General features: G+C 72.4%; 11 protein-coding genes and 1 tRNA gene. 4 read left to right on the top strand and 8 right to left on the bottom strand.

What is annotated here, in order from left to right; all coding sequences use genetic code 11:
- Window position 1: 1 nt before the first annotated feature.
- Window positions 2-1,564, bottom strand: a complete 1,563-nt coding sequence (locus ACFY3L_RS10505; RefSeq protein WP_389321324.1) for a methyl-accepting chemotaxis protein — start codon at window positions 1,562-1,564, stop codon at window positions 2-4.
- A 77-nt stretch (window positions 1,565-1,641) separates the two neighbouring features.
- On the opposite strand from ACFY3L_RS10505, the gene ACFY3L_RS10510 reads away from it, so the two are divergent.
- Window positions 1,642-2,097, top strand: a complete 456-nt coding sequence (locus ACFY3L_RS10510) for a hypothetical protein (protein ID WP_389321326.1) — start codon at window positions 1,642-1,644, stop codon at window positions 2,095-2,097.
- A 13-nt stretch (window positions 2,098-2,110) separates the two neighbouring features.
- Here ACFY3L_RS10510 and ACFY3L_RS10515 read toward each other — a convergent pair whose 3' ends face one another.
- Entirely contained in the window at window positions 2,111-2,920 is an 810-nt protein-coding gene (locus ACFY3L_RS10515; RefSeq protein WP_389321328.1) for an aldo/keto reductase, read from the bottom strand.
- Here ACFY3L_RS10515 and ACFY3L_RS10520 point away from each other — a divergent pair.
- The gene (locus ACFY3L_RS10520; RefSeq protein ID WP_389321330.1) at window positions 2,919-4,277 is read left to right on the top strand and encodes a GH1 family beta-glucosidase; all 1,359 of its coding nucleotides are present in this window, start codon (window positions 2,919-2,921) and stop codon (window positions 4,275-4,277) included. The two genes, ACFY3L_RS10515 and ACFY3L_RS10520, sit on opposite strands and share 2 nt — an antisense overlap.
- A gap of 68 nt (window positions 4,278-4,345) precedes the next feature.
- Window positions 4,346-4,744, top strand: a complete 399-nt coding sequence (locus ACFY3L_RS10525) for a hypothetical protein (RefSeq protein ID WP_389321332.1) — start codon at window positions 4,346-4,348, stop codon at window positions 4,742-4,744.
- A 5-nt stretch (window positions 4,745-4,749) separates the two neighbouring features.
- On the opposite strand, the gene ACFY3L_RS10530 is transcribed toward ACFY3L_RS10525, so the two are convergent.
- From ACFY3L_RS10530 to ACFY3L_RS10540, 3 genes are all read right to left on the bottom strand, one after another.
- Entirely contained in the window at window positions 4,750-5,469 is a 720-nt protein-coding gene (locus ACFY3L_RS10530; RefSeq protein WP_389322578.1) for a leucine-rich repeat domain-containing protein, read from the bottom strand.
- Window positions 5,470-5,508: 39 nt separating this feature from the next.
- Window positions 5,509-5,583: transfer RNA gene (locus tag ACFY3L_RS10535), tRNA-Val, on the bottom strand.
- Between the two features lie 87 nt (window positions 5,584-5,670).
- Entirely contained in the window at window positions 5,671-6,135 is a 465-nt protein-coding gene (locus tag ACFY3L_RS10540) for a peroxiredoxin (protein WP_389321334.1), read from the bottom strand.
- A gap of 47 nt (window positions 6,136-6,182) precedes the next feature.
- Here ACFY3L_RS10540 and ACFY3L_RS10545 point away from each other — a divergent pair, with 47 nt between their 5' ends.
- Window positions 6,183-8,879, top strand: coding sequence for an Hsp70 family protein (locus tag ACFY3L_RS10545; RefSeq protein WP_389321336.1), 2,697 nt, complete (start codon window positions 6,183-6,185; stop codon window positions 8,877-8,879).
- 1,683 nt (window positions 8,880-10,562) lie between these two features.
- On the opposite strand, the gene ACFY3L_RS10550 is transcribed toward ACFY3L_RS10545, so the two are convergent.
- The 3 genes from ACFY3L_RS10550 to ACFY3L_RS10560 form a co-directional block, all read right to left on the bottom strand.
- Window positions 10,563-10,994, bottom strand: coding sequence for a DUF3052 domain-containing protein (locus tag ACFY3L_RS10550; RefSeq protein WP_033362448.1), 432 nt, complete (start codon window positions 10,992-10,994; stop codon window positions 10,563-10,565).
- A gap of 106 nt (window positions 10,995-11,100) precedes the next feature.
- Entirely contained in the window at window positions 11,101-13,647 is a 2,547-nt protein-coding gene (locus tag ACFY3L_RS10555) for a transketolase C-terminal domain-containing protein (protein ID WP_389321338.1), read from the bottom strand.
- A gap of 54 nt (window positions 13,648-13,701) precedes the next feature.
- The gene (locus tag ACFY3L_RS10560) at window positions 13,702-14,145 is read right to left on the bottom strand and encodes an NUDIX domain-containing protein (protein ID WP_389321340.1); all 444 of its coding nucleotides are present in this window, start codon (window positions 14,143-14,145) and stop codon (window positions 13,702-13,704) included.
- Window positions 14,146-14,197: the final 52 nt, after the last annotated feature.

Here is a 14,197-nt window from a genome sequence, read left to right on the forward strand (position 1 = left end):
GTCAGTAGCGGAACGTCTGGACGATCGTGCGGAGGCTGCCGGAGAGTTCGGCCAGGCTGCCGGCGGCGCGGTCGGCTTCGGTGAGGCCGGAGGTGGTCAGCTGGACCGAGGTGGCCACCTCGCCGATGGTGGCGGCCACCTGGTTGCCGGTGGCGGCGGCCTGTTCGACGCTGCGGCTCATCTCCTCCGTGGTGGCGGACTGCTGCTCGACGGCGGAGGCGATCGTCGTCTGGTACTCGTTGATCTGGGCGATGATGGCGCTGATCTCCTCGATGGCGGAGACGGCGCCGGTGGTGTCGGACTGGATGGCGGCGACGCGGCGGCTGATGTCGTCGGTGGCGCGGGCGGTCTCCTGGGCGAGGTCCTTGACCTCGGAGGCGACGACCGCGAAACCCTTGCCCGCGGCGCCCGCGCGGGCGGCCTCGATGGTGGCGTTGAGGGCCAGGAGGTTGGTCTGCTCGGCGATCGAGGTGATCACCTTGATGACGTTGCCGATCTCGGCGGAGGAGTCGCCGAGCTTGCTCATGACGGTGTTGGTGGTGCCGGCGACCTCGACGGCGCGGCCGGCGACGGTGACGGCCTGGGTGGCGCTCTGGGCGATCTCGCGGATCGAGGCACCCATCTCGGTGGCGCCGGCGGCGACGGTCGAGATGGCGCGGGACATGGCGGCGGCGAGGTCCGCGACGGCGGCGGCCTGGCGGGCGCCGGTGGTGGCGCCGTCGGAGCTCGCGCGGCTGGTGGTGGCGAGCTCCTCGGAGGCGCTGGCGAGGACCGTGGCGTGTTCGGCGAGCGTCGCGACGGTGCCGCGCAGGTTGCCGGTCGCGGTCCGCAGGTCCGCGGCCATCCGGCCGACCTCGTCGCGCTGGTCGACGGCCGGGTCCTGGGTGAGGTCGCCGTCGGCGACGGCGCGCAGGACGTGGGAGACGCGGGCGAGCGGCTGCACGATGAGGCGGGCGATGTAGAGCGCGAGCGCGACGGCCAGGGCGAGCGCGACGACGAGCAGGGTGACGACGGTGACGCGGACCGAGGACACCGTGTCGGTGAAGTCCCGCCCGGCGACGAGGGCCTGGCCGGCGCGGGCGATCTCCTTGTCGAGGAGGCTCTCGTACGTCTTGCGCAGTTCACGGTTCGGCCCGAAGGCAGCGGTCACGGCGGCCGCGCGGTCCGTGCCGTACAGCGTGAACTCGGCCTGCAGCGCGTCGAACCAGGCGTCGACCGCGGCCTGGATCTCCTCGACGGCCTGGCCGGACGGGGCGAGCGAGCGGGCGGACGCGAGCGCGGCGTCGAGGTCGTCCTTGCGGCCGAGGGCCTCGTCACGGAAGGACGTGTCGCCGCCGAGGAGGAAGCCGCGTTCGTCGTTGGCCGCGGACTTGGCGGTCAGCGCGGCGGAGTGCAGCGCCGCGATGTACGGCACCGCACTGCCGACCTCGTGGTCGCGGGTGTGGCGCAGGTCGGTGATGCCGGCGAGGGCAACGATCCCGGTCGCGGCGGTCCCGGCGATCGCCACCGCGGCCACGAACAGGATCTTGGTGTACAGGCGGCGGGAGCCGAGCCAGCGGCGCATGGCGGACGTCCTTTCGGATGTGCTGTCCGGCTGAACGACCGACGGCGGTGTTACCTGAGGAAAACGAAGATGTCGCCGTGAACAGTTGGGTCGCGTTCCGCCGCTCGGACCCCGCACGGGTGGTCGACCTCGTGCGGACCGTCGCGGCCGCCCGCGACCCCGGCGAGCACGGCCAGGGCGTCGAGGTCGTCGTCGAGGCACCGAGGACCCGCTGGTGGCGGGCGCTGTTCAACCGCGACGACACCCTGGCGCAGGCGAGGATCGTGGTGACCAGGGAGGGTGGCGTGGTGCGGCACCCCTACGACATCCAGCTCGTCACGGCGCACGGTGCGGACGCCGCGCACCGTCTGGGCCGGCGGACGGGGTGGGCCGTCAGCAACTCCGCCGGCCTCGCGTTCCTCATCCAGAAGGGGCCGGAGCCGGACTACGGCGAGCTGGTGACCGGCGCGGTCGAGGCCCTGGCGAAGCTGCGCCGCCAGCCCCGCGACGGAGGCTGGCGGGCGCGCGTGGACCGGGCCGTACAGCGGAACTGAGGAAACGGGTGACCTAGAGCGAACCGATGGTCGCCAGCTCGTCAGTGGTCAGCGAGAAGGAGAACACCGACAGGTTCTGCTCCATCCGGTCCCGGTGCGTCGACTTCGGGATGATGACGATGTCGTGGTGCAGCTGCCACCGGAGCACGACCTGCGGCACCGTCACCCCGTGCGCCTCGGCGATCGCGACCAGCCGCGGGTCGTCCAGCGGCGTGTTCTTCAGCGAGCTGTACCCCTCGACGACCACCCGCCGGTCGCGCATGTCGGCCAGGAACTTCTCGTCGTGCTCGCCGGGGCTCCAGGAGACCTGGTTGACCACCGGGGTCTCGCCGGTCTCCTTGGTCAGCTCGTCGACGAGGGCCGCGTCGTAGTTGCTGACCCCGATGGTGCGGGTGAGGCCGGCGTCGCGCAGCTGCTGGAACGCCGCCCACACCGGCACCGACTTGCCCCGCGACGGCGGCCAGTGGATGAGCCACAGGTCGACGAACTCGACGCCGAGCGCCTTGAGGCTCGCCTCGATCGTCTGCCGCTCGCGGCCGGCCTGCGATGGCGGGAGCTTCGTGGTGATGAAGACGTCGGAGCGGTCGACGCCGCTGTCGCGCAGCGCCCGGCCGATCTCCGCCTCGTTGCCGTACATGGTCGCGGTGTCGATGTGCCGGTAGCCGACGTCCAGGGCGGTGCGGGTCGACTCGTACGCGGACGCTCCGGTGATCTGCCAGGTGCCGAAGCCGATCGTGGGCAGCTGCACGCCCGGAGCGAGCTCGGCGGTCGGGATCTCGTGTGCCATGGCCCAATACTGCCGCAGCCGGTAGCGTGCGATCATGTCGGACTTTCCAAAGAACTTCCCCACGGGGTTCCAGTTCGGTGTGTCCACGGCCGCGTACCAGATCGAGGGTGCCGCGGAGGAGGACGGCCGCGGGCTGTCCATCTGGGACACGTTCAGCCGCACGCCCGGCACGACCCGCGGCGGCGCCACCGGCGACGTGGCCTGCGACCACTACCACCGGTGGGAGTCCGACCTCGACCTGATCCAGGAGCTGGGCGCGACCGCGTACCGGTTCTCGATCGCGTGGCCGCGCATCCAGCCGACCGGCGACGGCCCCGCCAACGCTGCCGGGATCGCGTTCTACGACCGGCTCGTCGACGGGATGCTCGCCCGCGGCATCGACCCGGTCGCCACCCTGTTCCACTGGGACCTGCCGCAGGCCCTGCAGGACCTCGGCGGGTGGGGCGACCGCGACACCGCGATGCGCTTCGGGGAGTACGCGGAGCTGGTCGGCGAGGCCCTCGGCGACCGCGTGAAGCTGTGGGTGACGCTCAACGAGCCGTACATCCACCTCGTGCTCGGGCACGTCCTCGGCATCCACGCGCCCGGCCAGCAGCTCGGCATGGACCTGCTGCCGGTCATCCACCACCAGCTCCTCGGCCACGGCCTCGCCGTGTCGGCGCTGCGCCGCGTCTCGTCCTCGCCGATCACCCTCGCCAACAACTACTCGCCGGTGTGGCCGAAGAGCGGGTCCGACGAGGACCGGGCCGCCGCGATGTTCTACGACCTGGTGCAGAACCGGCTCTTCACCGACCCGGTCCTGCTCGGCGAGTACCCGCCGGTCGTCGAGGCCCTCACCACCGCCGACATCGACTCGATCGTCATGGACGGCGACCTCCAGGTCATCTCGCAGCCGATCGACGCGCTGGGCGTCAACTACTACAACCCGAGCCTCATCAGCGCCCCGGTCGAGGGTGAGGACCTCCCGTTCAGCCGGCTCGACATCACCGGCTACCCCACCACCGACTTCGGATGGCCCGTCGTCCCGTCCGCGCTGAAGGATCTCCTGTTGCAGTTGCGGCAGGTGTACGGGGAGCGGCTCCCGCCGATCTGGATCACCGAGAGCGGCTGCTCGTACGCGCCGGTCGAGGACCAGTTCCGCGTCGACTACCACGCCGGCCATCTCGCCGCCGTCCGCGAGGCCATCGAGGCGGGCGTCGACGTCCGCGGCTACTGCGCGTGGTCCCTGCTGGACAACTTCGAGTGGGCCGAGGGGTACGACCAGCGCTTCGGCCTCGTCCACGTCGACTTCGAGACGCAGGAGCGGACGCGGCGGACGTCGTTCGCCTGGTTCCAGGAGGTTTGCACCTCAGCTGCACCCCGCCCGGACTTGCAGGGTGAGCCGACCGGATGACATCGTCGATGCGGGGCAATCCGTAGCGTTGCGCAGGTCAGCAGTGCGCAGCGTTGGGAGTCGTCGTCGTGACCGAGCAATACGCCGGAGCCCTCCTCTACCTGGTCCCGGTCGTCGTGGCGGCGATCGTCGCGTTCATGGTCACCAGGCCGGAGAAGGACGAGCCGGCCGCCGCGACGGACGCGCCCCCGCCGGCGCCCCGCATCCCGGCACAGCGGGTGCACACCCCCGCGCCGGCGGCTTCGTCGTACACCGGCAGCAACCGCCGCATGCAGCCGATGCCGCAGCAGTCACCGACGCTTCTGCACGCCGCGCTCTCGTCGCACCTGGCCGCCGTGTCCCGCACCGCGACCTCCACCTCGGCGCCGCACTCCGCTCCGTCGATCCGCCCCGCCCGGCTCGTCTCGATCCGCCGCCCCGCCCGCATCCCGCGGCGCCCGCTGCACCAGTGCCCGCACAAGCTGTAGTGCGCTCACCCGTGCACCCTGGCTGTGGTGTCGGACAGGTCGTGGTGGGTGAGATCGGGGAACCATGCGGGCACCTCGGTGATCGGGTTGCCGGCGAGGTAGAGGCTGGTCAGGGCGGTGAGGTCGCGGACGCACCCGGGCACCTCGGTGAGCGCGTTGTCCTGGAGCCAGAGGGTGGTGAGCGCGGTGAGCCGCCCCAGCCGCTCCGGTAGGACCGTGAGCCGGTTCCGGTCCAGGGCGAGCCGCACCAGCCCGGTCAGGTCCCCGATCCACTCCGGCACGGCCGTGAGGCGGTTGTCCGACAGCCAGAGGCCGGTGAGCCCGCGCAGCCGGCGCAGGACCGGTGGCACCTCGGTGAACGCGTTCTCGAACAGATGCAGGTTCCTGAGCGCCGCCAGGTCGCCGAAGGACTCCGGCAACGCGGTCAGGCGGTTACCGAACAGGTGGAGGTCGGTCAGCGCGGTGAGCTCCCCGAACCAGTCCGGCAGCCGCCCGAGGTAGTTGTGCCCCAGCTGCAGCTCGGTCAGCCCGGTGAGCCGCCGCAGCGCCGCCGGCAGCTCGGTGAGCTGGTTGCACGACACGCTGAGGGTGGTGAGCATGGTCAGGTCCCCGATCCAGTCCGGCAGCGCGGTGAGCGCGTTGCCGTCGAGGTGGAGCTCGGTGACCCCGGCCAGCTCCTCTGGCCGGACGGGCAGCTCGGTCAGGCCTTGTGACGTCAGGTCCAGCGGGGGCCTTCTTCTACCGCGTTGATGTCAGGTATGTGCTGGTGGGCACGGTTGGGTTCGAACCAACGACCCCCCGCTTGTAAGGCGGGTGCTCTTCCACTGAGCTACGCGCCCCGAACTGTTGTCACGGCGACGCGAACCCGGGTACCCCAGGATGCTACCTGCCGCGCCTCATCCGCCCCAGTCGGTATCAGGTCCGTATCAGCTCTGCAACGATGCGATCGCCGTGCGCCACCGGTCCTGGTCGCGGGCCTGGCCTGGGGCATTGACCTCAGCGAACCTGATGACGCCGGTCGGATCGATGAGGAACGTGCCACGATTGGCGAAGCCGGCCTTGTCGTTGAAGACGCCGTACGCCTGGGCGACCGCGCCGTGCGGCCAGAAGTCCGACAGGAGAGGGAAGTCATATCCTTCGCGGTCCGCCCACACCTTGTGACTGTACGGCGAGTCGACACTCACGGTGAGCACCTGGACGGTCGGGGACTGGAAGTCGGCGATCTCGTCCCGGACGGAGGCGAGTTCGCCCTGGCAGGTGCCGGTGAAGGCCAGAGGGTAGAAGACCAGGAGCACCGCCTTGTGACCGCGGAAATCCGACAGGCGGACCTCTTGATTGTTCTGGTCCTTGAGTGCGAAGTCCGGCGCTTCGGCACCGACGTCCAGGGTCATGGCACGAGCATGCCACTTTGTCGTACCGGGGGCCTACACTCGCCCGCATGACTGCCGGTCCGCGTCTGGGCATCGACTTCGGGACCTCCCATACCGTTGCGCTGCTTGCGTGGCCGGATGGGCGGGTCCGCCCCTTGTTGTTCGACGGTTCGCCGTTGCTGCCGTCCTGCGTCTATGCGCAGCCAGACGGGCAGGTCCTGGTGGGCCGCGACGCGGTGCACGCGGCGCGGGTCGACCCCGCGCGGTTCGAGGCGAGCCCGAAGCGCCGCATCGACGACGGCACGGTGCTGCTCGGCGACCGCGAGTTCACGGTGCCGGCGCTGATCGGGGCCGTCCTGTCGCACGTCGCGGCGGAGGCCAAGCGGGTCGCCGGCGGACAGATCGGCGCGGTGACCATGACGCACCCGGCGGCGTGGGGCGTGTCGCGGCGGCTCGCGCTGGTGGAGGGCGCGACGATCGCGGGGCTGCCGCAGCCGGCGCTCATGCCGGAGCCGGTCGCCGCGGCGCACTATTTCGCAGGTGTACTGCAGCGGCCGCTCACCGCTGGGCAGGGCCTGCTCGTGTACGACTTCGGCGGCGGCACCTTCGACGCGAGCGTCGTGACCCGGGCGGGCGACGGTTTCGACGTGCGAGCCGTCGACGGCATCGACGACCTGGGTGGTATCGATCTCGACGCGCTGATCGTGGACCACGCGAAGCGCAAGCTGGAGGACCCGCCGGTGTGGGCGCGGCTGGAGAGCCCGCAGACCACCGAGGACCGGCGGCACCGGCGGCTGCTGTGGGACGACGCCCGGGTGGCGAAGGAGATGCTGTCCCGGACCCCGTCGACGGGGCTGCACGTGCCGATCGCGGCCGCGGACGTCGAGATCACCCGCGAGGCGTTCGAGGACCTGGCCCGGCCGCTGCTGGAGCAGACGGTCCGCACGACGGCGGCCGTCGTCCGCTGGGCGGGCCTGGACAACAGCAAGCTCGCCGGGCTGTTCCTCGTCGGCGGGTCCAGCCGCATCCCGCTCGTGGCGACGCTGCTGCAGAAGGAGCTCGGCGTCGCGCCGACGATCATCGAGCAGCCCGAGATGGTGGTCGCCGAGGGCAGCCTCCGCGCCTGGGTCAACGTGGGCGTGCAGCCCGGCATGGCGCCGCCGCAGTCGGGGCCTCCGGCCGGGTCCGGTGGACCTGTGCCCGGCGGTGCCGGGGGACCGGCGGGGCCGGCGGCGGGTGTCGCGGGTGCCGCTGCCGGCGCTTTCGGTGCGCAGGCGGCCGGCGCTCAGCAGGCGCCTGCGGCTCAACAGGCGGCCGCGGCCGCGGCTCAGCAGGCGGCGGCTCAGCAGGCGGCGGCGCAGTTGGGGAAGGGCGGGCAGGCCGCAGCGGGGTTCCAGCACGGGCCGGGCACGCCGCCTGGCGGGGTCTCGCCGGTCAGCGCGATGCCGATGAGCGGGCCGCCGGTGAGTGGTCCGCCCATGAGTGGTCCGCCCATGAGTGGTCCGCCTATGAGTGGTCCGCCTATGAGCGCGCCTCCCGCTGGGAACGTGCCCGTCAGTGCGCCGCCGCCGGTGAGCGGTGGGCCCGGTGGGCACCAGGGCGGATATCAGGCGGGTGGCTTCCAGGCCGGCGCGGCGCCGGTCAGCCCGGCGTTCGGCGACGCGGAGGCGACGCAGCGGATCCGCCCGATGGCCCCGCCACCCGCCCAGCAGGGGCACCGTGGCGGGCCGGCGGCGCCGCAGGGGTACCAGCAGGGGCACGCTCCCGTACCGCCGCCGCAGCCGCCGAGGGTCGCGCAGCCGCCGCAGCCGGTGCAGCGCGTCTACGTCTCGCCGTCCGCGTCACCGATGGACTACGCCCCGATGCCGCGGGAGGATCCGCCACCCCCGCCGCCGCGGCGCAACGTGGCGATCCCGCTGCTCGTCGGCATCCTGGTGCTGGCGCTCGCGCTCGCCGGTTACGTGGTCTACACGGAGGTCGGCAACAAGAAGGACGACAACGCCTCGCAGCAGCCGAGCACCAGCACCACGAGCGGCGGGTCGGCGCCGCCGTCGGCGGCCGGGGGGCTGGAGCTTCCCACGTACTCGCGCGAGGACCGGCCGTCCTGGGTGCCCGGCAACTGGAAGCAGTTCCAGGACCGTGGCCTGCACGAGCTGTGGCATTCGCAGGACGAGTCCGAGGGCGGCAGGTGCGACGCGACCAGCGACGACCTGCACGTGGTGACGGAGTCCCGCGGCCTGACCGGTTGCACGCTGAAGGACCCGCTCAACGTCAACCTGACCGACGTCGGCATCGAGGCGAAGGTCCACCGCGTGAGCGGCTGCGCGGGCATGTGGGCGAGGACGGGCCAGGAGGCGTACACGGTCGGCGTCTGCGACGGCGTGATCCGCCTGTACGCGCTGGGCGACGCCGCCCCCAGCCAGAACAACGAGCTGGCGTCCTGGCCGGTCAAGATGAGCAGCGACCCGTACGTCGCCCTGGTCGTCATCGGCGCGGAGATCACCGTCTACGCCAACGGCGTCAAGCTCGGCTCGAAGGTCAACGAATCGATCAAGCGCGGCAAGGTCAACCTCGGCGCCTTCACCCCCGGCGAAGCGGCCGACGTCACGTTCTCCGACGTCCGCGTCTACCAGCCACAGTCCAACTCGGGCGGCGGCGGCAACCCGACCCCGACCCCGACCCCGTCGAAGTCCTGGTCCAACTCCCCGACCCCGACCTCGACCCCGACCTGGAAGCCGACCCAGACCCGCTCCTCAGCCGCCTGACCCCACCGACGAGCGCCCCGGGCGCCCGCCGCCCCACCTTCCGCGACCACGAGCGCCCCGGGCTCCGCCAGGGTGGCGCGCCTGGGCCGGGGTCGTGGGGCGATCGCGGGCGCCCTGGCGGTTGGGTGGTGACGTCTGGCCGGGTGGGCTGCGGTGTCGAGCGGCGTGCCCCGACCTGGCTCCGGCCGGTTGGGTGTGCGCCGAGTTGGCTTCGGGTGTGGGTGCCGTCAGCCCTCCATGGCCGGTCAGGTGCGCGCTGACCTTGCTGCGAGCGCTGCCGGCCGTAGCCGGGTAGGTGTGTGCTGGTCCGGGTCGCGGGCGGGGGCGTCCTGGCGGTTGGGTGGTGACGTCTGGCCGGGTGGGCTGCGGTGTCGAGCGGGCGTGCCCCGAGTTGACTCCGGCCGTGAGCGCTACCGGCTCCGGCCGGTTGGGTGTGCGCTGAGCTGGCTTCAGGTGCGAGTGCCGTCAGCCCTCCATGGCCGGTCAGGTGCGCGCTGACGTTGCCGCGAGCGCTGCCGGCCGTGGCCGGGTAGGTGTGTGCTGGACCGGGTCGCGGGCGGGGGCGTCCTGGCGGTTGGGTGGTGACGTCTGGCCGGGTGGGCTGCGGTGTCGAGCGGCGTGCCCCGACCTGGCTCCGGCCGCGGGCGCTGCCGACTCCGCGCGGTTGGGTGTGCGCTGGGATGGCTCCGGGTGCGAGTGCTGTCAGTCGCGGCCGGACAGGTGTGTGCTGGGCCGGGTCGCAGGCGGGCGCGGGCGAGGACACTGCGGCGGATGGGTGGCGTGGCCTGGGCCGGGAGGGGCTTTGGAACGGCGGTCGAGCGTGCCGAGGGTGTGGTCTCGGCGTGTGCGTTGCCGGCTGCGGTGTAAGCGGGCGTGACCCGAGCCGGGTTCGGTGCGGACGTGACCGCTTCGGTGGTAGGTAGCCGCTGGTTCAGGTCCACGTCCGGGAGCCCGGCGGTCGGGGGCGAGGGCGCGGTGGTGGATGGGTAACAGAGGATCGGCGGGGTGTGTGCCGCGCTGCGTCGTGTTCGTCGCTGTGGTGGGCGAGGTGCTGGTCGTACGGTTCGCATTCCGTCGTCGGGCTGAGGGGCGACCAGTTGATTCCGGGTCTGCGTGGTCCAGGCTCCGGACTGCGCGCCGTCGTCGAAGATCGAAGGACGGATCTGGTCGCCGGGGTGGCCAGGGCTGTCCATCGATCGTGGGCGTAGGGCAGCGCGGCGATGCCGGCGAGGTGCCCAGGCCCGGCGGCGGTGGGTGGCGAGCGGCCAGCGCGCCACGGCGCGACCGGCGCGCCCGATGCGCCACGGCGCGACCAGCGCGCCCGATGCGCCACGGCGCGACCAGCGCGCCCGATGCGTCACGGTGCGACCGGCACGACCGATGCGTCACGGTGCGACCGGTGTCCGGGCCAAGACGCTGCTCGGGAAAGTGCGGCACTGCCCGCACAGCTCAGCCTGGACGCGACCCCGTGAACCCGGCTTCGGTGCGAGCGGACGCGGACGCGGATGCGCTGAGGGGGCGTCCGGGACCGGGGTTCGGTCAACACCGGCGGGCCGGACAGAGGCGGGTGGAGCGCAGGGAGGATTGGCCCGGGGCACCTCGCCGGAGAGGGGCGAGGCCGGGCTGAGTCAGGGCTCGCCTTCAGCGGCTCCTTGCGGAGGGGAAGGCGAGCGCACCGACAAGCTAGCGGCGGGACCTCGCGGCGCGCGGGGCGACCAGGCGCGCCGCGGTCCAGTCCTTGCCGGCGTTGACCGTCGAGGTCTGCTGCAACCCGGCGGTGGGTGCCGACTCGTTGATATCGCTCGGCTCGACGTGCCCGGGACGGCCGGCCTTGGGGGTGAGGAGCCACACCACACCGTTGTCCGCGAGCGGGCCCAGCGCGTCGATGAGCGTCTCGACCAGGTCGCCGTCGTCGTCGCGCCACCACAGCAGCACGACGTCTACGACCTCGTCGGTCTCCTCGTCAACCAGGTCCCCGCACCGGTCGATCAGGACGTCGCGGAGATCCTGGTCGACGTCGTCGTCGTACCCCATCTCCATAACGACCATGCCCGGTTCGACACCGAACCGGTCCGCCAGGCTCTTCACCTCGGCCTGACCCGCGGTCGCGTTCACTGTCCACTGCCTCCTGTCGCAACACCACTGTTAGCGCGTAGTCCACACAGTACGGGCCGTCAACGCAAGTGGCGCACCGATGCGATCGAAAAACTAAAGGTCCAAACTACCGGGCCAACAGCGATTTCGCTCCCTGGACGATCTGTTCCTCGGAGACGAGGACGTGGTTGGCGGCCGGGCCGAGCGGCACGAACGAGTCGACCGCGGCCACCCGGCGGGCCACGCCGACGTAGCCGGCGTCGACCAGGGCGGCGATGATGCCTTCGCCGACGCCGCCGGAGCGGCGGGTCTCGTCGACGATGAGGACGCGGCCGGTGTCGGAGGCGTGCTTGATGATGTCGCCGACGGGCAGGGGCGACAGCCAGCGCAGGTCGACGACCCGGCAGCCGACGCCCTCCTCGGACAGGCGGGCGGCGGCCCGCAGCGACATCCGGACGCCGTTGCCGAACGTGATGATGGTGATCTCGTCGTTCGGGCCGCTGTGGTACGCGCGGGCCCGGCCGATCGGCACGTGGATGGCCGACCATTCGCTGGGTGGCGCGTACTCCGACAGCCACCAGTTGTCGCTGTCGCCGTGCAGGTCGCGCGTGTGGTACAGGGCGATCGGCTCCAGGAACACGCAGACGCTGCCGTCGACGATCGCGCTGGCGAGGCAGGTGCGCAGCATGGGGGCCGCGTCCTCGGCCCTGGCCGGCGCGGCGACCACGAGCCCCGGGATGTCGCGGAGCACCGCGAGGGCGTTGTCGTTGTGGAAGTGCCCGCCGAAGCCGAGCTGGTACGCGAGGCCGGCGACCCGGACGACCATGGGGTTGTGGTACGCGCCCTGCGAGAAGAACTGCATGGTGGCGGCCTCGCCGCGCAGCTGGTCCTCGGCGTTGTGCAGGTAGGCCAGGTACTGGATCTCGGGCACGGGCAGCATCCCGGCCAGCCCGGCGCCGAGGCCGAGGCCGAGGATGGAGGTCTCGTCGAGGAGGGTGTCGAAGACGCGCGTGCTGCCGAAGCGGTCCCGCAGGCCCTTCGTCACCCCGTAGACGCCGCCCTTGGCCGCCACGTCCTCGCCGAAGACCACCATCTGCGGATACGCGAGCATCGCGTCGGTCAGGGCGGCGTTGATCGTCTGGGCGAGGGTGAGCGGGCCGGCGCGCTCGGGGAGCTTGCCGTTGAAGGCGGCCGCGCGGGTCGGCGGATGTCCGCCGGTACGGGCCCCGTCCGCCAACGCTTCCGGCAGCTCCGAGATCTCAGAGATCTCCGTCGCGTCCGCGACCTCGGCCTTCGCGGTGTCCTCGGGCGAGGTGCGCGACGAGGACGCGGAGACCGGATCGGCAGCGTCGTCGGCAGCGTCGTCGGCAGCAGGGGAGGGGGCGGGGTCGGCGGGCGGCGGCTCGTACGCCTCGGAGAACTCCAGGTCGTCGTCGATGTCGCTGCCCGCGTCGGGGTCCACGGCCTCGTCGACCAGGTCGGCGGCGGCGTCGGCGACGGCGCGGGACACGCGGACCGGCCGGCGCGGCGCGAGCGGCGCCGTCACCTCGGAGGCGCTGGCCAGCTTCGGCTCGCCGAGGACCTCCTCCGCGACCCGGCGCACGTCCCAGCCGAGCTCGTCGTAGCGGGCCATCAGCTCCGACGGGGTGGCGACGCCCGCCTCGACGAGGAGCCGGGCGGTGTGCACGAGCGGGTCGCGGGCGAGGTCGGCGGCGATCTCGGCGGCGGGGCGGTACGCCACCTCCGCGTCGGCGCCGGCGTGTCCCATCAGCCGGACGGTGGTGAGGTGCAGGATCGCGGGGCGGCGGAAGCGGCGCACCCAGGCGGCCGCCTCGGCGGCCCGGTCGTAGGTGTCGGCGCTGTCGCAGCCGTCGGCGGCGTAGTACCGCAGCCCCGGGCGGCTGCTGAGGGCGGCGGCGACCCAGCCCTCGGGGGAGCGGACGCTGATGCCGAGGGAGTTGTCCTCGCAGACGAACAGCAGCGGCAGGCGCAGCCCGACGTGGTCGCACCAGCCGGCGGTGTTGAACGCGGCGGTCGCGGCGGCGTGGTTGATCGACGCGTCGCCGAAGGAGCAGACGACGATGGCGTCGCCGGGCCAGCCGTGGCCGTTGGCGCCGGAGCCGGCGTCGGCGTTCGCACCGGTGCGCCGGCGGCCGCGGCCCAGCGCGTACGCGACGCCGATCGAGCGCGGCAGGTGCGAGGCGATCGTCGAGGTGGTGGGCACGACGTGCAGGTCGGGGTGGCCGAAGACCTTGTGCCGGCCGCCGGCGATCGGCTCCTTCGCCGAGGCGACGACCCCGCGCAGGACGTCGCGGATCGGGTCGCTGCCGGGGACCTGGGCGGCGCGCATGCAGTAGAAGCCGCCGGAGCGGTAGTGCAGCAGGGCGGGGTCGGTCGGGCGCAGCGCCGCGGCGACCGCCGCGTTCCCCTCGTGGCCGGACGAGCCGATCGTGTAGTAGCCGGCGGTGAAGCTGCGCAGCCAGCGGGCGGCGAGGTCGAGGTGCCGGCTGGTGCACTGGGCGTCGTACAGCTCGCGGGCCTGCACGCCGGTGAGCGCGGTGTCGTCCCGCACCGGCTCGTCGAGGTCCCGGACGACCGCGGCGGCGACGATCCCGGCGAGCTCGGCGCGGAACCGCTCGTCGAGGTCCTGAGGCGTGGTCACGCTCGACAGCATGGCCGACTTTGGTCTTCGTCTGCCAGTCCGGCGCGGCACTGCGTGCCGGGGCGGTCACCGCCCGATACGCGTAGCCAGGGCTCTGTACTGCGAAGACTCCAGGAAGCCCGGCACCAGAAGTGCGGCGGTCACGCCGAGGTCACGGGAGAGTGCCTCCTCGGGTGTGAGGAAGACCATTGCCTGCCCCTCGCCGAGCACGATGTCGTCCTGGGTGGCGTCGGTGGCCGCGCAGTACACGTGCATCTCCACCAACCCGTCGGCGGTGGTCACCGACGGTCTCGTGTCGGTGACGTAGTGCTCCAGTGTCGTCACGGTGAGTCCGGTCTCCTCCCGCACCTCGCGGCGGGCGGCCTCCTCCGGCGTCTCCCCGTCCTCGATCTTGCCCCCGGGCATCGCCCACTGGTTGGGCGAGACCTTCGCCTGGGAGTCGCGGTGCTGCATCAGGACCCGCCCCTGGGGGTCGACGAGGAACACGACGGCGACGCGACGCTCGATCACGCCTGCGATCCTCCCGCCTGCTGGCCGGGAACCCCGGCAGAAACGCGGCTCA

Origin of the sequence: Dactylosporangium sp. NPDC000521 (assembly GCF_042898305.1) — a bacterium.
GTDB lineage: Bacteria > Actinomycetota > Actinomycetes > Mycobacteriales > Micromonosporaceae > Dactylosporangium.